At 37.3% G+C, this 18,115-nt stretch carries 15 protein-coding genes; 7 read left to right on the forward strand and 8 right to left on the reverse strand.

Going from position 1 to position 18,115, the window contains the following annotated elements:
- Window positions 1-279 precede the first annotated feature (279 nt).
- From NSQ77_RS03730 to NSQ77_RS03745, 4 genes are all read right to left on the reverse strand, one after another.
- Window positions 280-1,014 (reverse strand): PRC-barrel domain-containing protein, encoded by a 735-nt coding sequence (locus tag NSQ77_RS03730; protein WP_339228887.1) that lies wholly within the window; start codon window positions 1,012-1,014, stop codon window positions 280-282.
- Between the two features lie 209 nt (window positions 1,015-1,223).
- Entirely contained in the window at window positions 1,224-2,045 is an 822-nt protein-coding gene (locus tag NSQ77_RS03735; RefSeq protein WP_339228888.1) for a serine protease, read from the reverse strand.
- Window positions 2,046-2,090: 45 nt separating this feature from the next.
- Window positions 2,091-4,124: an ABC transporter ATP-binding protein gene (locus NSQ77_RS03740; RefSeq protein ID WP_339228889.1), complete on the reverse strand. Its 2,034-nt coding sequence runs from the start codon at window positions 4,122-4,124 to the stop codon at window positions 2,091-2,093.
- Complete coding sequence (locus tag NSQ77_RS03745; protein ID WP_339228890.1) at window positions 4,124-5,872, reverse strand: ABC transporter transmembrane domain-containing protein; 1,749 nt, start codon at window positions 5,870-5,872, stop codon at window positions 4,124-4,126. Before NSQ77_RS03745 ends, NSQ77_RS03740 begins: the two co-directional genes overlap by 1 nt.
- 697 nt (window positions 5,873-6,569) lie before the next feature.
- On the opposite strand from NSQ77_RS03745, the gene NSQ77_RS03750 reads away from it, so the two are divergent.
- The gene (locus tag NSQ77_RS03750; RefSeq protein WP_339228891.1) at window positions 6,570-7,373 is read left to right on the forward strand and encodes a TIGR00266 family protein; all 804 of its coding nucleotides are present in this window, start codon (window positions 6,570-6,572) and stop codon (window positions 7,371-7,373) included.
- A 123-nt stretch (window positions 7,374-7,496) separates the two neighbouring features.
- On the opposite strand, the gene NSQ77_RS03755 is transcribed toward NSQ77_RS03750, so the two are convergent.
- Complete coding sequence (locus tag NSQ77_RS03755) at window positions 7,497-7,733, reverse strand: hypothetical protein (RefSeq protein ID WP_339228892.1); 237 nt, start codon at window positions 7,731-7,733, stop codon at window positions 7,497-7,499.
- Window positions 7,734-7,916: 183 nt separating this feature from the next.
- Between NSQ77_RS03755 and NSQ77_RS03760 the strand changes: the two genes are divergently transcribed.
- On the forward strand, window positions 7,917-8,468 hold the full coding sequence (locus tag NSQ77_RS03760) for a carbonic anhydrase (RefSeq protein ID WP_339228893.1): 552 nt from the start codon (window positions 7,917-7,919) through the stop codon (window positions 8,466-8,468).
- Window positions 8,469-8,529: 61 nt separating this feature from the next.
- Here NSQ77_RS03760 and NSQ77_RS03765 read toward each other — a convergent pair whose 3' ends face one another.
- The gene (locus tag NSQ77_RS03765; RefSeq protein ID WP_339228894.1) at window positions 8,530-9,390 is read right to left on the reverse strand and encodes a DUF421 domain-containing protein; all 861 of its coding nucleotides are present in this window, start codon (window positions 9,388-9,390) and stop codon (window positions 8,530-8,532) included.
- A gap of 94 nt (window positions 9,391-9,484) precedes the next feature.
- Here NSQ77_RS03765 and NSQ77_RS03770 point away from each other — a divergent pair, with 94 nt between their 5' ends.
- Window positions 9,485-9,823 carry a DUF4363 family protein gene (locus NSQ77_RS03770; protein ID WP_339228895.1) on the forward strand — a complete coding sequence of 113 codons (339 nt, stop codon included), beginning with the start codon at window positions 9,485-9,487 and terminating at the stop codon, window positions 9,821-9,823.
- A gap of 141 nt (window positions 9,824-9,964) precedes the next feature.
- Here the strand turns inward: NSQ77_RS03770 and NSQ77_RS03775 are convergent, their stop codons facing one another.
- Window positions 9,965-10,984 carry a DUF3231 family protein gene (locus tag NSQ77_RS03775; RefSeq protein ID WP_339228896.1) on the reverse strand — a complete coding sequence of 340 codons (1,020 nt, stop codon included), beginning with the start codon at window positions 10,982-10,984 and terminating at the stop codon, window positions 9,965-9,967.
- 384 nt (window positions 10,985-11,368) lie between these two features.
- On the opposite strand from NSQ77_RS03775, the gene NSQ77_RS03780 reads away from it, so the two are divergent.
- The 3 genes from NSQ77_RS03780 to NSQ77_RS03790 are packed head-to-tail and all read left to right on the forward strand — an operon-like array spanning window position 11,369 to window position 15,153.
- Entirely contained in the window at window positions 11,369-12,871 is a 1,503-nt protein-coding gene (locus NSQ77_RS03780; protein WP_339228897.1) for a spore germination protein, read from the forward strand.
- A gap of 9 nt (window positions 12,872-12,880) precedes the next feature.
- On the forward strand, window positions 12,881-13,990 hold the full coding sequence (locus NSQ77_RS03785) for a GerAB/ArcD/ProY family transporter (RefSeq protein ID WP_339228898.1): 1,110 nt from the start codon (window positions 12,881-12,883) through the stop codon (window positions 13,988-13,990).
- A 2-nt stretch (window positions 13,991-13,992) separates the two neighbouring features.
- A complete protein-coding gene (locus tag NSQ77_RS03790) occupies window positions 13,993-15,153 on the forward strand; it encodes a Ger(x)C family spore germination C-terminal domain-containing protein (protein WP_339228899.1) in 1,161 nt (386 codons plus the stop codon).
- Window positions 15,154-15,203: 50 nt separating this feature from the next.
- Here the strand turns inward: NSQ77_RS03790 and NSQ77_RS03795 are convergent, their stop codons facing one another.
- A complete protein-coding gene (locus NSQ77_RS03795) occupies window positions 15,204-16,274 on the reverse strand; it encodes an undecaprenyldiphospho-muramoylpentapeptide beta-N-acetylglucosaminyltransferase (RefSeq protein WP_339228900.1) in 1,071 nt (356 codons plus the stop codon).
- 119 nt (window positions 16,275-16,393) lie between these two features.
- On the opposite strand from NSQ77_RS03795, the gene NSQ77_RS03800 reads away from it, so the two are divergent.
- Window positions 16,394-17,761, forward strand: a complete 1,368-nt coding sequence (locus NSQ77_RS03800; protein ID WP_339228901.1) for an MATE family efflux transporter — start codon at window positions 16,394-16,396, stop codon at window positions 17,759-17,761.
- Window positions 17,762-18,115: the final 354 nt, after the last annotated feature.

Raw genomic sequence — 18,115 nt, forward strand, 5'->3', positions numbered from 1 at the left:
GCATCAGTCATCCATATTACTCAAATTGTCTTTTTTAGTTATATATCGACAAATAACGCTAATATTTTCAGTACATCCATGTTAACGTAATGCCGATTATGTTGCTATCTCAATTCCATTACAGTTCCTTTAAAAAACAGTAACTAAAGAAATTAAATACACTAATTAAATTTTTAAAATTAATCTAAATAATTCATAAGTAATGTAAGGCATATTAAAACACCTCCATGTATTTTTAGATTAGGAGGCGTTATTTGATCGTTACCGCTATAGATTACCTTAATTAAAGCTCATTAAAATCTCATCTTTCTGATGAAACGGCTTGTTGTTTAAAATACCGGCAATGGAATCATTTATATACAAATCTTTTTCAAACCAATCCGCCGTGTTTATTTGTCTTGTGTGAAAAATATAAAACTCATTTTCAACAATACTCCTACTGCTTCGAACGACGATATATTCGATTTTCCATTTTGACGTATCATAGATCATATCTGCAATTCGTCCTATCTTGCCATCTTTTGCATGCACTTTAAAATCGATCGTTTCGTCTTCACTACGCAAATAGTTATCTTGTTCATGGTATCCTTCATTTCGATCCAAGTGCGGCTCTTCTGGAGGCGGGCCATTCTCGACCCCTGTAACCGGGAACGTCCCCAAAAGTCCACGTCCTGCGTGAGGCAATGCATTATCCGTATAGCTGTTCCATCCAAAATAATTAATTAAGTGATTTTCCTTATCCTTGGTTAAATCCTCATTTTCTGGTACAGGCGGACTATTTCGGATCATCAGCTTATCGTATTCCACATTAACGCTTTCATTAGCTTCATCTACCTCGAAAAAGGCATTTGGTGACAGGAGAACCTTTCTGCCTGGAAGCCATTTTCTTGTATCCACAATAGCATAGCGTATTTCCCAGTTATGATCATCGAAATAAAAGTCTTTAATTTTTCCAAGTTCACCGTCTGTTGCGTGAATATTATAATGCTTAGCCTGAGATGTTAAACGCATCATTTCGTGCACCCCCATAAAGGTTTTATAAGGTACATACCCTTTCTAAAAAACAATAAAACCCAGGAATACTTATTCCTGGGCATGCTTGTGTAAAGTGAAACTTCATTCAGTGGGGGGTTAACTGAATGTTAGTTGAACAGAATCAGGAATTTACGGGGTGTTTATCCCCACCAAATCATTTATAGTTCTCACGCTTAGAGGTGGGGGTATTAAAGCCCGTTAATGCGTGGGAAATGATCAATTGATATAAACAGTCCAACCTTACCGTGGTTCTCATGATCGAGCGTTGCAAATATAACACCAATTACTTCACCATTCTGATTCATAACAGGACTTCCACTATTTCCGCGATAGACTGGAGCATCTAACATAAAGACACGTTCATTCCAACCGGATAATTGAGTGTCACCAATAATGGTCCCCTCATTTGCAATTCCATTAAATCGCAAAGGATTACCAATGAATCGAATGGGTTCATTTTCTTCAATATTCGCATGCTCAGCTAATGATAAGGATGGCAGTCCTTGTTCATTCACTTCAAGAACGGCTAAGTCAATTTCTGGATATAGTTCCGTAACTTCTGCCGTGAATAAACCATCTTCAGGAAATGCAACAGTTACTTGCTCTTCCCCTTCGATAACATGATGATTTGTTAAAATGGTGCCATTTGCAGAAATAGAAAATCCGGTTCCCTTACTGTCATCTGTTTCTACAACGACAACAGCTTCTTTAAACGTTCGAATATCTTCTTCAGCTGATAGCTTAGCAGATGTAATAAGAAAATCAATTGCAGGTATCGAAAAGGTTTGCGGTATTAAGGCAAAAAGGTTAAACACTAAAGCAAAAGCAATCAGCCAAAACGCCCATTTTGGAAATGGACGCTTCGGTGCTGTTTCTTCGTCAGAACGACGTGCTCGCTCTAAAGCCTTTCTACGTTCTTCTTGGACAAGCTCATATAATTCTTCATCATCAAACTCTTCATATAAGTCCGCATCAAGTCTATCATCATTTTTATCTTGTTTATGATCCATAAGCCACCTCGCATGAAACGTAGTTAAGAGCGCATAAGGCTAAACTTATACAGCCGTTTTGACCTTTCCTTGCTGCATCTGGTACATCTGATAATATAAACCTTGCCGTTTAATTAGTTTATCATGATTTCCTTGCTCTTTGATAGTTCCACGGTCAAGAACAAAAATGATATCTGCCTGTTGGATTGTTGATAAACGGTGCGCAATGACAAGTGTTGTACGTCCTTTCTTTAACACTTCTAATGCTTCCTGAATAATATTCTCGGTTTCTGTATCAATATTTGCAGTTGCTTCATCTAGAATAAGAATAGCCGGATCAAAAGCGAGTGCACGTGCAAATGATATAAGCTGACGTTCTCCTAGTGAGTACGTGTTGCCTCCTTCTGTAACAACCTCATCATAAGTGTTCGGTAATTTATCAATAAACCGGTTGGCTCCGACAGCTTGTAAAGCCTTTATTGCGGCTTCTTTACTGATTTCCGGATCGTTCATCGTTACATTGGAAATAATCGTACCCGAGAATAAAAATGGATCCTGTAATACAATTCCCATATGACTTCTCACTTGCTGTCTCGACCATTCTTTTGTGCTGTAACCATCGATTCTAATTGAACCTTTCTGTGCATCATAAAAGCGAAATAATAAATTCATGATCGTGCTTTTCCCTGATCCTGTATGACCGACAAAGGCAGCTGTCTGATCTTCGTTTATTTCAAATGAAATATCATTCAGAACATAATCTGTTTCATTATAGGCAAATGAAACATGATCAAAGACAATCTTCCCACGGTATTTTTCAATTTGCTTATTCTCGACCGTTTCCCCATCATGATCCAATAATTCAAATACACGCGTTCCAGCAACACGCGCTTGCTCTAAGAGTGGCAGCTGGTTCACAATATCTGTAACTGGTTCAAACAATCTTGTAATATAATCGACGAATGCATAGAGCATACCGATGGAAATAACACTTGTCAGTTCAAGAGATGAAGAACCAAAGTACCAAATAAAACCAACAAAGGTTAAATTACGAATGACGGTTACAAGATTATAGGAAGTCAACGCACTCAATTTAATCAGCTTTTTCTGATACGTATAATTGCGTTCATTCAATACTTCAAACTCTTCTTTTGTCTTCTTCTCACGATTAAACGCTTGAATTACCGGCATTCCCTGAATTGCTTCACTAATATTCCCATTTATTTGGCTAATCGTTTTCCGGATAACCTTATTGTATTTCGTTCCAAAGTATTTATAAGCCTTCATCCAACCATATAATAGCGGCAAGATAAACAGACACATTGTGGCAAGCTTAGCATCGAGGATAAAGAGGGCAATAAAAATACCTCCCATGTATACCGCACTCGTCACAATAATAGCTAATACCCTTTCATATAAATCACGGATAGCTTCCGTGTCATTTGTAATTCTAGCAACAATTGTACCAGCAGGCTGATCAACAAAATAATCGATTGGAATTCGTTGTGTATGTGCAAATAAATCAGTTCGCATCTTTTTAACGATTTGATTTGCAGCTTTTTGTAAAAGGAATGTTTTATAAAATTGAAATACCCCTGCAATTACAAGCAATCCCACATACAATCCAAGCAACATTAAAATTGGCCTCTGTTCTGGTTTAAAGAAAGGATAGGCTTCTGCTAACGCGAGTCGTTCACCTTCATAATGAAACGTTCCTTCTGTTGTTGTAATGCTAATTTGATTCCCATTAGCTTCAGGTTTACCATCTAATGGGACCTTGTCATGAATAAAATGGTAGGCTGTGCCAATTTGAAACAATGTAACTGCCTCTCCTATTGTCTCATCAGAAGCAGTTAAGCGATCTACCCGCTTGTATGATTGACCGTTATAATCCACCGTATATCGATCATCATTTTCCGTAACTTCCTGCCAGTAGCCTTCAACACCAAGTATGTGGTCATCAATGACTATTTTTGCAATGAACGGTCCAGCTAATTCCAGTGCAACAGCTATCATTAAGCAGAACAAACCAATTAAAATTCCTTTTTTATAGTGCAAAGCATAGTTAAATAATCGCTTTTCAGTTGATGGCTTTTTCATTACATCGCCACCTCCCCTTCCTCCAGTTGCTGCTGTTGGTACTGTTTTTTATACCAGCCATTCAACTTCATTAATTGTTCATGCGTTCCTTCTTCGGCTATTCTTCCATCCTCTAACACGATAATATGATCTGCATGTGTCACTGCAGATAGACGATGAGCAGCGATGAAGGTTGTTTTATGCTGTCTTTCTTTTCTTAAATGCTCTAGAATTTTCGCTTCTGTTTTTCCATCTACCGCAGACATCGAATCATCTAAAATTAAAATCTCTGGATCTTTAATAAAAGCTCGTGCAAGTGCTACACGTTGTTTCTGACCACCAGATAGTGTGATCCCACTTTCCCCGACCTGTGTGTCTAGACCATTCGGCAATTGCTTTATATCATCGAGAAAATAGGCTAGCTCCATCACACGGAAAATCTCCTCATCGATTGCATCGGCTTTACCGAACTGAATATTTTCCCGAATTGATTTGGAAAACATCATTTGGTCTTGTGGAACATAACCAATCCAGTCTCTAATTTGCTCCAAGCGAATATCATTTAAATTGATATCGGAAACCTTAATCTCTCCTTCTACTCCAGGATATTGACGAAGCAGCAGCTTAAATAATGTTGTTTTTCCAGCTCCAGTTTTTCCTACGACGCCAATTGTTTGGCCTTTTTTTACATGTAAAACGACTTTACTTAATTGCTTTCTTTCAACAGACGGATAGGAAAAAGATACATTCTTAAAATCAATGGAAGCAACAGTGGAGACGGATTTAGGTTCATCCACTTCCTTTACATCTGCTTCATAGGAGAGAGTTGCGTTTACACGGTCTAATGATGCATTACCGCGCTGCAAAATATTAATTAATTCTCCGACAGCAAACATTGGCCAAATGAGCATACCTAGGTACACATTAAATGTAACGAGATCACCAAGCGTTATGATGCTTTCGAACACAAGAAATGCACCATAGCCGATTCCAATCGTATAAGATAATCCAACTAAAATTTTCATCGTTGGCTCAAATAAAGCATCAATTTTTGCAACTTCAATGTTTTTCTCGTATACATGATTTGTTCTGGATTCAAATCGATCTGCATCCTGTTTTTCCTGAACAAATGCCCGAATGACACGCACTCCTCGAATGGATTCTAGTACTTCGTTGTTCATTTCTCCAAAAGCTGCTTGTGCCTCTGTGAAACGAGCGTGAATGGCTGATCCGTATTTATTCATAACAACCGCCATTACCGGAAGTGGCAACAATGCCACCAATGTTAGCTGCCAGCTGATCGTAAAGCCCATAACTGCAATAATCATTAACATAAAAATACTTGAATCAACTAGTGTCAGTACACCGTAGCCAGCAGTCCGACTAATTGCTTTCAAATCATTCGTTGATCTTGCCATTAAGTCTCCAGTTCGATGCTTTCCATAAAAGGTTGGCGTCATGCACAGAAAATGTGAAATTAATTGACTTCGCATCCAGCGTTCTAAAATGACAGCTCCTCCCAACAACGTGTAGTCCCATAAATAGGTAACTGCGTAAAGGAGAAACGTAAGAGCAAGATACCCTAAAATAAGCGCAACTAGTAATTGCATCGTCAAAGAACCAAATTGAATTTGGTCGATTGTAAACCCGACAAGCTTTGGCGGGATAAGTTCTATCGCACTTGCAATAATTAAAAAGCTAATTGCTATTACATATCGCTTCCAATAAAGCTTAAAAAACCAATCCAACTTCTTGAATACCTGAAACATCTCTTCACCTTCTCATCTACTTTTTCATAAAATAAAACTTCATTTAGCGGAGATTCCATTTACCGCCACTAAATGCTACCACCGCAAGGGAGACCCGCAGGCCCTTGAACAGAATCAGGAAATTACGAGCTATTTATACTACAAGGCTATGATACAAGGTCCACCCACCTTCACGCGTTTACCTCCTCACATATAGAGGGGAGGATATTACAGCCCGTTTATGCAAGATAAAGACACAAAAAAATGCACACGCCTATGACGTGTGCATATAAATGGGCTGAAAAGCTCAGGCTTCAAGAAGCTGGAAAACGACCCGGTTAACCGGATGCAGATAGAATCAATCCAACTCTCCCTCTGATATGAACTCCCTATTATAATACAAATGGTCACAGACAGCTGTAACCATTCAATATGCATTAGCAAAATTAGCTTGCATCTTTTATGAAGGTCACAGTACATATACAATTCATTTGGTTCATGATCTTTACCTTTTCCATTGTCGTGACCTCCTTTTCCGTTCCATTTTTGATTCTCAAGTAATTATAATATTTAGAAAGTTGTTCGTCAATAGTTTTTTATTTTTGGCAGTATTAATTTATATAATTTGTTTAAAACTAATTTAATCTCATTTTTATGAATCCTTTTTGTATCCTAAGATGTATTATAGTTAACTCATTAAAAAAGGGAAGTGGACAAATTGAACAACCATGAAATTGATTACAAGTTATATGGCGATGACATGCAGTTTGTAGAAGTAGAGTTAGATCCTAGTGAAACAGTTATTGCAGAAGCGGGAAGCTTGATGATGATGGATGATCAAATACGGATGGAGACCATCTTTGGAGACGGTTCCTCCAAGCAAAGCGGCGGAATTATGGGTAAGCTGATCGGCGCTGGAAAACGATTGGTTACGGGAGAAAGCCTATTTATGACAACTTTCACCAACGAAGGAACTGGTAAAAAACATGTCTCATTTGCTTCTCCATATCCAGGGAAAATTATTCCGATGGACCTCAGTGAATTAGATGGAAAATTAATCTGTCAAAAAGATGCTTTTTTAGCAGCTGCCAAGGGCGTTTCTGTTGGAATCGCATTACAACGTCGAATCGGGACTGGCTTCTTTGGTGGAGAAGGATTCATTATGCAAAAACTTGAAGGTGATGGACTAGCATTTGTCCATGCAGGCGGGACCATTCATCGAAGAGATTTAGAACCTGGCGAGGTTCTTCGAGTAGATACTGGCTGTCTTGTCGCAATGACAGGCAATATAGATTATGATATTGAATATGTTGGTGGTGTTAAAACGGCATTATTTGGTGGTGAAGGTTTATTTTTTGCTACTTTACGTGGCCCTGGAACTGTCTGGGTACAATCCTTGCCATTTAGCAGACTTGCAAGCAGAGTATTTGCAGCAGCTCCTCAACGAACAGGCTCTGAATCAAAAGGGGAAGGCAGTATTGCAGGTGGACTGTTTGATTTATTAGGTGGAGATCGGAAATAGAGCGGTTGTCGTATTTTAAACAGATTTTATAAATGTGACAACAGATTGCTAGCAACTACATGAAAAAAGAGAATGACTCAATAAAATCGAGTTATTCTCTTTGTGTATATGATGGTGGTTAGCTTAATGTAATTCAGATTCTAATTCATTCTTGCTGTTATAGCCTAAATAAACCATACTTTCTACTTTCTCTAAAGGTACTTTAGTGTATCGCGAAATTTCCGTAACCGATACATGAGGATTTTTTTGAATAAAGCTGCGAATTTGTTCACTGTCTCTTAAGCATGTTGGGCACATCATAAACGGACTGCTTTTCATCGGCTTTTTACACAATCGACAATTTCGAACAAATTCTTTCATTTCCTCACCCCTTTAAACTATTATCTTCATCATACATCAAATTTATTCAACCAACAATCGCAATTTCGAATTATTAGAAAAATAATACTTTAGTCATGGTGCTTTTAAATTTTATCAACTTATTTATTTCCTATTGAGCAAAAAACTGATATAGTTTTATAAAAGAATACAAGGAGTGATTAGATGCATTTAGATGAAATGCTGGAGTATAACAAACAATTTGTAGAAAACAAGCAATATACATCATATACAACGGATACATATCCAAACAAAAAAATGGTTATTTTTACATGTATGGAGTCTCGTTTAATTGAGCTTCTATTAAAATCATTAAACATTCATAATGGGGACGTAAAAATGGTAAAAAATGCTGGTGCAATCATCCGCAAGCCATTTGATAGTATTATGAAAAGCATTCTTGTTGCCGTTTTTAAATTAAAGGCAGATGAAGTTGTCGTTATCGGACACCATGATTGCGGAATGTCCAACGTGGATACAGAAGCACTCAAGAAAACAATGGTTGAACGTGGAATTGATGCAGAGAAAATCAACACATTAACTCATGGTGGAATCAACCTTGACGAGGAATTTCACGGTTTTGATACAGTAGAAGAGTCCGTCATGCAAAGCGTCGGTATTATTCGAAACCATCCACTGCTTCCGAAAGAAGTAAAAGTACATGGTTTGGTTATTAATCCTGATACTGGTAAAGTAGACGTTGTTACAAGAGAATAGTCTAAAATCATAACTACTGCTTCTTTTTTAAGCAGTAGTTACTACCATATATTGCTTTCTTTTATTTCAAATAAGGTAAAATCGTATCCAGTGTTTTTTGAAGCTCCGATGCCTGTTCAGCATATAGTTTTTTCGCTTCAGGATTATCTGTTTCTAAGGAAAATCCCTCTAAATCCGCTTGTACCTTTTTCAGGGTGGCCGCTAGCAGTGGTCTTTCTTCTACGACTGATTTTGAATATTCATCCTCATATAAATCCACATAAACATTGCCAAGAGAGTCGATTTGTGCAAAGAAGACGTCCTTGATGCTTTTAGCTCCCTGCTTTTCTATCTCCCCTTCAAGCCATTCCTTTGAATAGCCAAGATCCTCCATGCTCTTTTTTAGGATTTTCCCGTCAATAATTAAAACTGTAGGACCATGCTCCTTTTCCAGCGTAATCCCTAATGTTTTTGGGGTAACTGGCTGCTGATCTGTTTTCAGCATGATACTTAGTTCACCATTCGTTTCGAAAACAGCCATTTCTACATCAGAAACTTTAAAGGTACCCTTCTCTCTTAATAGCATTAATAGTTCATTAATTGTTAACAGATTCTTTTTCAGATTCTTATCCAGCACTTCTCCATCTCGTATTAAAATTGTTGCTTTCCCATCTGTTATCTTTGAAAAAATCATTGATTTCATACCAAAATAAGCTAGAATGATGGGAAATATTCCCCAAATAGTTAACGATACTAACCCATTAACTATTTTAACATTTTGATCAACTGACATGGTTGCAGCTATAGAACCGATTGTTATTCCTACACAATAATCAAAAAAAGTTAGTTGTGAAATTTGCTTTTTCCCCATAACTCTTGCCATAAAGAATAATAAAAAGAATGCTGCTATTGAACGAATGAGAATTAACACAATTTCAGGCATGTCCACTTCCCAACCTTTCTGAATACAGATATGTAATATATCTATATTATGGGGCAATCTATGTATAACCATTCATAAAACGAGGAGAGTTGGAATGAAGAAACTGATTCTATTTTTTACGCTCTTAACTATCATACTTACGGGGTGCGAGAACCAAGTAGGAGGTGAGTATTTCTTCGAACACGTTGACCAGCTTGAACATTCAATAGATAAGTTGGAATGGGATAAAATCTCAACCCAAGCTGAAGAGCTAAAAAGCATGTACAAAGATAACAAATGGAAAATTCAGTTACTTGGTGATGAAGATGAGTATGAGAGTTTACATGAAAGCATTAATAATTTAATCGCAGCAGCCAAAGAAAAAGATTCAACAAGTGCAAGGCTTGAACTTGCTGTCGTTAAATCAATTTTAGAAGATGTTTATTCTTTATAGTTGGTTTTGTCAGATAAAATGTTTTTATTCTGTCTCAGTTCAAAGGCTTCTCTCTACCGACAGACCTTCATTTTATGTCTTACACTTGAAGCGCAGGAAATGATGAAAATAATTGAAAAAAGCTAATCCCAACCAAACTGATCAGCTTTTTTCTTTGTTTCGGGATAATTTTACCCGATCTTTTATTCCCGGTGGTTGCTCCAGCCAACTGTGTTTAATCATGATATCAGCCCCACTTTTGGCTAATCGAGTAATTTCCAACGATAATCGCTCATAATTGACTGCTAAATCTAATCGTTGACTGGCAGCCGAAGCAGTGGCATAGTTACCTATTCCTGCTGCACTTATAAGTGACATATGAAACATCATCAATTTATCTGAAAATGTTTGTGTTGTTGAATCACTAACAGCTACATCAGGTACTTGCGGCGCTTCTATATTATCCTTTAAAAATGTATCCACAAAAATTTTAATATGTTTTTGCGAGATTTCTTTTCCTCGCAGCATAAAATCCTGTATTTCTTTGGTTGGAGAGGTTTGAGCAAAAGCAAGACATAATTTTACCCCCATTACATTCGTAAGTATATTCATATACAAATGCGAAATTTCAACGGCGTTCAATGGACGTTTTTCGCTGAACGGATTTAAACCACTGAAATATTTCTTACTGTCGACGTAATCCGTTTCTTTTGGAACTTCAATATAAGGATGTCTCGCATTAATTCCTTTATGAGCAGCAATTTCGATTGTTTGATTATAAAGTTTAGTAACTTCAATTAAACCGTTCGTAAAATAATTACGTATATCCTCTTTTACACTCATGGCAATAAAGCCACTGTATGCTAACATTCCTACTTTTGCCATATGGTTCACATAGGTTAAACAAAACATGTCCGTGAATAGCCATGGAGCATTTTTATTTACGTCTTGTTCACTAAAACCATTTGGGATTGCGTATTGTTCCTTTTCAAAAATGGACACCAATTGCTCCAGATGATTAGAAGAAATATCATAGGATAGCTGAATAGCGGGTTTAATATCTGGATCTTCAATATGCTTCAGCATATAACTTAATATACACTTCGACATGCTATCATTCATATACCCAGTCCAAAGCGAAGCAATTTCTCCAGATGTCAGGTGTATTTTCTTCTCACTCATAACGGGTCCTCCTAAAACGATGATAGACTTATTATGTGCAAGCATTTTTATTTTATGTAAAATAACTCTTTTTGAATAATAGTATGTTTCTAATCACGTTTATCTACTAAGAACCCCAAATCAGAGGTCCTATCATAAACTATCCAACCCAACCTAAAACAACTATATGATAATCTTCAATTTATTAAAAGTGCAAGTGCAAGAAAGTTATCATTAAGATAACAGCGGTGATATTTTGATTTAAAGGGGTATTTATTGTTTTATTTTATACACAGATTCACTTTTCCACGAAAAACATTTTTAAATAAAATATTATTTGCTGCTCATATTTCTTTCATTTATCGGCATACTAAGTCAAGCTAAGCTGTGATGGAGGGACGACCTATGAGAAAAAGAATGAAACGTTCATCCAAAAACATGTTTCCTCTGAAAATTGATGAACTAGAGCAAATAATGAAAAGTGAGTTTGAAAAAAGTCCAGATTTAAGTTTTAGCAAATATGAACATCAAAATAAAAAAATCGCAGTATTTTTCATCCCCTATCAAGTACAGCCAGATAGAGTGGAAAATCTGCTGTTAACGCCATTATTAGAGAGTAATAAAGACTGGTCAAATACTGCTCTCCTTAATGAAATACCGTTAAATTCAGGTAAAGAATATCAACAAATGGATGAAATTCTCCGAGAACTTATAATCGGTAAAGTTATGATCTATATTGAGGATGAAGCAGCTGTCGTATCCTATGATTTTTTAAACAAAGAAAAGCGTTCCTTAGAAGGGGCCGAGACGGAATCTGTTGTTATCGGTCCAAAAATTGCTTTTACAGAATCACTGGTTACGAATTTAAATGTGGTTCGCTGGAATATTCGTACTCCAGATCTTGCCGCAGAAGAGGTAACAGTTGGGAGCAGATCTCCACGTGAAGTCCGAATAATCTATTTAAAATCCCTTGCAAACGAAACCGATGTAAACACAATGAGACAGCGTTTAAATGAATTAGATGTAGATAGTGTTGAAGATATAAATGTACTTATGCAATATATCGAGGATGACTCCGCATCCATATTTCCGCAATTTCATACAACCGAGCTTCCCGATCGTACTTCTTATGCTATTTTAAAAGGGAAAATCGCTGTATTAATGGAAAACAGTCCTTCGGCATTAATAGCACCATCAACCTTTTTTAGTTTCTTTGAATCAACTGAAGATTTATATATGCGCTGGAATTCAGGTTCACCTTTAAGGTTTATAAGATTTATGTCGATGTTCATCTCAGTCGTCCTAACGCCGATGTATGTTGCTGCGGTTACATTTCATTATGAAATTATACCAACGCAATTACTTATTTCGATTGGACAATCGAGAGCAGGAGTTCCCTTCCCTCCTATATTTGAAGCATTATTTCTTGAACTCATGATTGAACTATTGCGCGAGGCTGGTGCAAGGCTTCCGACAAAGGTAGGACAAACAATTGGTATTGTTGGTGGTGTGGTAGTTGGAACAGCTGCTGTTCAAGCTGGAATAACGAGTAATATTTTAATTATCTTTATTACGATAAGTGCTCTGGCTTCCTTTACAGCTCCAAGTTATCAAATGGGTACTTCCATCAGACTGCTGCGTTTTCCAATGATTGTTTTAGCAGGTATTTTAGGTTTAATTGGAATTATGTTCGGCCTGTGTGCACTGATTATCCATTTATTAAAAATGACATCGTTAGGTCGTCCATACCTGTCACCAATCTATCCGATTCGTTTTGAAGATTTAAACAAGGCGTTATATCGATTGCCACAAAACTTTCAGTATAAACGCTTTGTATCACTATTTTTAAAAGATTCCATTCGTTATTCGAAACGTAAGGCACAAGAGAAAAAAGATATCGATGAGTAGGTGTCTCCTGTGGAAATTAATGTAAAATTAAAGATGAATCAGCGTATTCAAGCTTTTTATTTATTTTTTATTATCGTTTCCATGCAAATTGGAGTCGGAATATTAGGCGTTCCGCGATTAATTTTTACTGAGGCGAAGCAAGATTCCTGGATATCCATATTAATTGCGGCCGCTTACGTTATCATCGTATTATTCGTAATGCTGTTCATCCTTAAACAATATGATAACGCCGATATACATGGTATTCATCTCGATGTTTTCGGAAAGTGGCTGGGAAGATTATTCAGTACTGTCTATATATTTTACTTTGCGATTGCTTTATACTCTGTGCTATTAACGTATATCGAGGTTGTTAGAGTATTTGTATTTCCTGACTTAAACAATTTTGTTATGGGTTTGCTGCTCATGAGTCTCACTATGTATGGGGTCTTAGGTGGCCTGCGGGTTATTATAGGCGTTAGTTTTGTCTTCGGGGTCCTGGCTAATTGGATCCTATTTTTATTAATTCATCCTGCATTGCAAATCGATTTCGACCATTACCTGCCTCTTTTTCAAGCCTCGTTTGTCGATCTGCTAAAGGGTGCAAGGGCAACTTCCTATACATTTATGGGATTTGAAATTTTATTTTTGGTTTATCCCTTTATTCAAAATAAAAATAAGGTTAGGCTTTCGAGCCTTTTTGCTGTATCTTGGTCTGCTCTACTTGTATTATCTGCAACGATGCTTGCTATTGGCTTTTTTGCTGCCGAACAGCTTGAACGCAGAGAATGGGCTGTTCTTGTATTATTTAAAACGCAAAGCTTTCCCTTTGTTGAACGGTTTGATTACATCGTTGTCGCTGAATTGATGATGGTTGTTGTTCCATCCCTGCTCTTTCTCATGTGGGGATTAACATACAGCATAAAAAGAGTATATAAAGTCAAGCAAAAATGGACATTATATATAGCGTCTATTTTGTTTTTTTTAGGAACATTCTTCTTTGAAAAGCACTTTGAGACGCAGCAAGTTATTAACTTTACCGAAAAATTTGGATTCTGGCTTGTATTTGTGTATCCTTTTGTACTACTTCCATTTGTTTTATTTAAGAAAAAGCTGAAGAAGCGAAAGGGAGCCGAGTGATCATGATTAAAAAAACGATAATCTTGCTGACTTTCTCTGTCATCCTTGCCTCCTGTGTACCCTATAAACAACTTGAGGAGCTTGGGATCATTAATACACGTGGTGTAGACGTAACAGGAAACAATCGTGTTGAAACAACAATCATCGCTTACCAATTTGACGCGCAAAACCCACAAATAACAACATCTATTACCGGGGTTGGGAAAACGATTAAAGGAGCACGTGAAAATGCCGGCTACAATACAAATTTTGAATTAAGTCCTGGACAAATTCGACTTGAATTATACGGAAAAGAAACTGCCGAAGAAGGAATTTTAGAATATTTAAGTACGCTAGTCCGTGATGCACGTGTATCCGATACAATGCTCGTAGGCGTAACCAATACGACAGCAAAAGAAGTTCTTACGGCAGGGCAAGAAGAGTTAAAGACCGATGTCGGTCAGTTAATCCAAAGTTTAATTGAAAAAGAAGTAAAAGAATATAGTATACCAAAAACCTCCTTACAAAACTTTTTGCATATTGAAGCAGATATTGGGCAGGACCCCGTCGTTCCATTAATTGGTTTACGAAATAACAAACCAGCGATTGTCGGAGTAGGGACTTTTTCAGATGATAAGTTGGTTGGTGAACTTCCTATCCATCAAGCAATGCTAGTTAATGCCTTTTTAACGACCGTTAAAGGCACTCCATTGGAAATTTCACTTCCACGAGAGCCTTTTTCAAGTTTTATCTTTAATAACGAGACGAATACGATGCAGGCAGATCCAGATAAACTTGAGGATAGGGAGCACCTGACCATACTAGCGAGAATCTTGAAAGGCAAAAGTGATATAACATTAAAAAATATAGATGATCTTCACTTTGAAGCTAATGTTCAAATGGAAGTAGATCTATATGAAACATCAGAGTTACTCAGTGTTAAAAATGAAAAAATAGCAGACATACTGGAAGAAGAAATAGCGAGGGAGTTTAAGCGGCAATACGAGGCTCTATTGACCAGACTACAAGAAATAGATTCAGACCCTTTAGGTTTTGGGAAGGTTTATCGTACGAAAATAAAGAATAGAAAATTTACAGATGCTGAGTGGCGTGAGAAATTCCCAGATATTACGGTTGATTTTAAGGTAAATGTAGATTTAATGCACTATGGAACAATTCAATAGCAGACAAATATAGACAAAATGTCTCCCTGGTGTAAAAACCAGGGAGTATATTATTTGCTTGTCGCATTTATGATTTCGATAACACGATCTCGTGATTTCTCACTTTTATATTCTTTCATTGTATCTTTCATAATTGGAGCGTATTCCTTTAATTGCAAAAGCTCATCTTTTAATGTTTGTTTCGTTAGTTTTTCCTCATCTAAAACCCTCGCATAGCGTTTTTCCTGAAAAGACCGGGCATTTATTATCTGGTCTCCACGACTAGCACCTTTTGATAAAGGAATCAGCAGCATGGGTATTCCTAATGCCAAAAATTCAAAGATTGCATTCGACCCCGCGCGTGATAGCACATAGTCAGTAGCTGCAAAGATATCTTTTAGTTCTTCATTAATATATTCAAATTGTACATATCCAGGTTTTTGAATGGAATGATCTATTTTATCGCGTCCACAAATATGAATAATTTGAAAGCTTGTTAAAAGCTCATCTAAGCTTTCCCTTACTGTTTCGTTGATTTTATGCGATCCCCCGCTTCCTCCCATAATTAGAAGTACAGGTAATTTTTTAGATAATCCGGCAATCTCCAAGCCAGTCTCCTTATCCCCTTTAAAAAGCTCATCACGAATAACCGCACCAACATATTCAGCCTTCTTCTCAGGAAGATATTGCATTGTTTCTGGAAACGTCGCAAGCACTTTTTTTGTAAATGGAATGGAGAGCTTATTTGCAAGTCCTGGTGTATAATCTGATTCATGGATAACAGATGGTACAGCTCTCAATTTTGCAGCTGCAACAACGGGAACGGAGACAAACCCTCCCTTAGAAAATATAACAGAAGGCTTACGTTTTCCAATTATTTTATATGCTTGCATCGTGCCTTTCAGTACCTTGAAAGGGTCCTTTATATTTTCCTTAGACATATAACGACGAAGCTTTCCTGTCGATATTGGATGGTAGGTTACCCCTTCAACCTGTCCAATTAAATCTCTTTCGATACCATTATAAGAGCCAATATAATCAATTTCCCAGCCTTTTTCCTGATAGAATGGAATCAGCGCCAGGTTGACAATTACATGTCCAGCTGTTCCTCCACCAGTAAAAAGGATTCTTTTCTTTTTCATTAAAATGTACTTCCCTTCTTTCACAATTCAGCATAACCAAGTATAATAGAGGCTACGTCTCATTAGGATTACACTACTCTCTATCCTATTAGAAAACATGCAAAAAAGGAAGAGTTTTAATGTATGAAACAAAAACGATTAAAGAAAAACTGAAGTTACTTATCATCATTTTAATCCCCATCTTAATAACACAAATCAGTATGAATCTGATGACGTTTTTTGATACAATGATGTCAGGTCGTTCTAGTGCTGAAGATCTTGCAGGTGTAGCAATCGGTGCCAGCCTCTGGGTACCTATTTCTACAGGGATTAATGGAATTGTGCTGGCAATCACGCCAATTATAGCACATCTGATTGGCGGCAGAGCTGAACAGGAAATACCGAAAGTTATTCAACAAGGTATTTATTTAGCAATTATTTTATCTATTATTATTATGACAGCAGGTGCACTTGCATTAGATCCGATACTATCTATGATGGATCTGGAACCTGAGGTACGGCATGTTGCGAAGTATTATTTGTTTACACTTGGAATTGGTATTATTCCCTTGTTTATTTTTAATACGATACGTTGTTTTATGGATGGGCTAGGACAAACACGTATTTCGATGATCATCATTCTTGTGTCCCTGCCGCTTAATGTTGTTTTTAACTATATATTTATTTTCGGAAAACTAGGAATACCCGCATTTGGTGGTATTGGAGCAGGCATTGCAACTGCAATTACGTATTTTATCGTATGCATCATTGCATTCTTTTTTCTGCAAAATTTTCAGCCATTTCGTAAGTTTACAGTGTTTGCAAGATGGTTTAAGCCATCTTTAAGTTCGTGGCGGAACCAGCTAAAAATTGGAATCCCAATTGGTGCTGCAATTTTCTTTGAGACAAGTATATTCTCTGCTGTAACGCTATTGATGAGCGTTTATAGCACAAATACAATTGCTGCACACCAGGCAGCGATGAACTTTGCCAGTGTTTTATATATGATTCCGCTAAGTGTGGGAATGGCATTGACAATTACAGTTGGCTTCGAAGCAGGTGCCAAGCGCTATAAGGATGCACGTGCCTATGGATACCTTGGGATGAGCGGGGGCATATTTATCGCTCTCTTTGCAGGTGGAATATTGTACATATTAAATGGTCCAGTGGCAGCTCTATACAATTCCGACCCAGAAGTGATTGAGCTGACGAAGCAATTTATTTATTTTGCTATTTTCTATCAGCTGGCAGATGCATTTGGTGCCCCAATTCAAGGTATACTTCGTGGCTATAAAGATGTAAATATGACACTAATTATCGCATTAATTTCCTACTGGGTCATCGGACTTCCATTTGGCTGGCTATTAGCAAATCACACTGTTCTGGAGCCATTTGGCTATTGGGTAGGGATTATTGTCGGCCTTACATCTGGTGCAGTTGCATTATTATGGCGACTTCTCTATATTCAGAAGAAATATGCTTCATCTGAAAAAAGCACATCCAATTGAATGGATGTGCTTTTAATGCGGCTTTATTCGTACGTTTTTTAGTTATAGTTGGAAGAAACTGCTGATTAATATGCAATTATGGAATATACGTAAACCCGCTCCGGAAATATTGGTTCACTATAAATGATATAGATTAAAAAATAAAAACAGTATTGTATTCTAACCAGTCCGGGTGAGCATAGGGCGGTGACTCCTTGAAAATAGGATGTAAATGCTGACGAAGCATTCCTTGTCCTGCGGGAACAGCATGTGTCTGAAGGCTCGTAGGAAGTGGTTTTCTTCCGGAGAGGCTGAAGCCGTGCCCTAAGGTGCGCATCCGCCCGGAACGATCCCGGACGGCGAGGCTTCCCCTTA

Source organism: Oceanobacillus sp. FSL K6-2867, assembly GCF_037963145.1.
In the GTDB taxonomy this organism is placed as follows: domain Bacteria; phylum Bacillota; class Bacilli; order Bacillales; family Amphibacillaceae; genus Oceanobacillus.

Bases quoted from the DNA above. Each gene is read 5' to 3' on its own strand.
- NSQ77_RS03780 (WP_339228897.1), top strand. From the start codon at position 11,369: ATGAGAAAAAGAATGAAACGTTCATCCAAAAACATGTTTCCTCTGAAA.
- NSQ77_RS03735 (WP_339228888.1), bottom strand. From the start codon at position 2,045: ATGGATCATAAACAAGATAAAAATGATGATAGACTTGATGCGGACTTA.
- NSQ77_RS03730 (WP_339228887.1), bottom strand. From the start codon at position 1,014: ATGATGCGTTTAACATCTCAGGCTAAGCATTATAATATTCACGCAACA.
- NSQ77_RS03760 (WP_339228893.1), top strand. From the start codon at position 7,917: ATGCATTTAGATGAAATGCTGGAGTATAACAAACAATTTGTAGAAAAC.
- NSQ77_RS03740 (WP_339228889.1), bottom strand. From the start codon at position 4,124: ATGAAAAAGCCATCAACTGAAAAGCGATTATTTAACTATGCTTTGCAC.
- NSQ77_RS03745 (WP_339228890.1), bottom strand. From the start codon at position 5,872: ATGTTTCAGGTATTCAAGAAGTTGGATTGGTTTTTTAAGCTTTATTGG.
- NSQ77_RS03790 (WP_339228899.1), top strand. From the start codon at position 13,993: ATGATTAAAAAAACGATAATCTTGCTGACTTTCTCTGTCATCCTTGCC.
- NSQ77_RS03775 (WP_339228896.1), bottom strand. From the start codon at position 10,984: ATGAGTGAGAAGAAAATACACCTGACATCTGGAGAAATTGCTTCGCTT.
- NSQ77_RS03770 (WP_339228895.1), top strand. From the start codon at position 9,485: ATGAAGAAACTGATTCTATTTTTTACGCTCTTAACTATCATACTTACG.
- NSQ77_RS03795 (WP_339228900.1), bottom strand. From the start codon at position 16,274: ATGAAAAAGAAAAGAATCCTTTTTACTGGTGGAGGAACAGCTGGACAT.
- NSQ77_RS03765 (WP_339228894.1), bottom strand. From the start codon at position 9,390: ATGCCTGAAATTGTGTTAATTCTCATTCGTTCAATAGCAGCATTCTTT.
- NSQ77_RS03800 (WP_339228901.1), top strand. From the start codon at position 16,394: ATGTATGAAACAAAAACGATTAAAGAAAAACTGAAGTTACTTATCATC.
- NSQ77_RS03755 (WP_339228892.1), bottom strand. From the start codon at position 7,733: ATGAAAGAATTTGTTCGAAATTGTCGATTGTGTAAAAAGCCGATGAAA.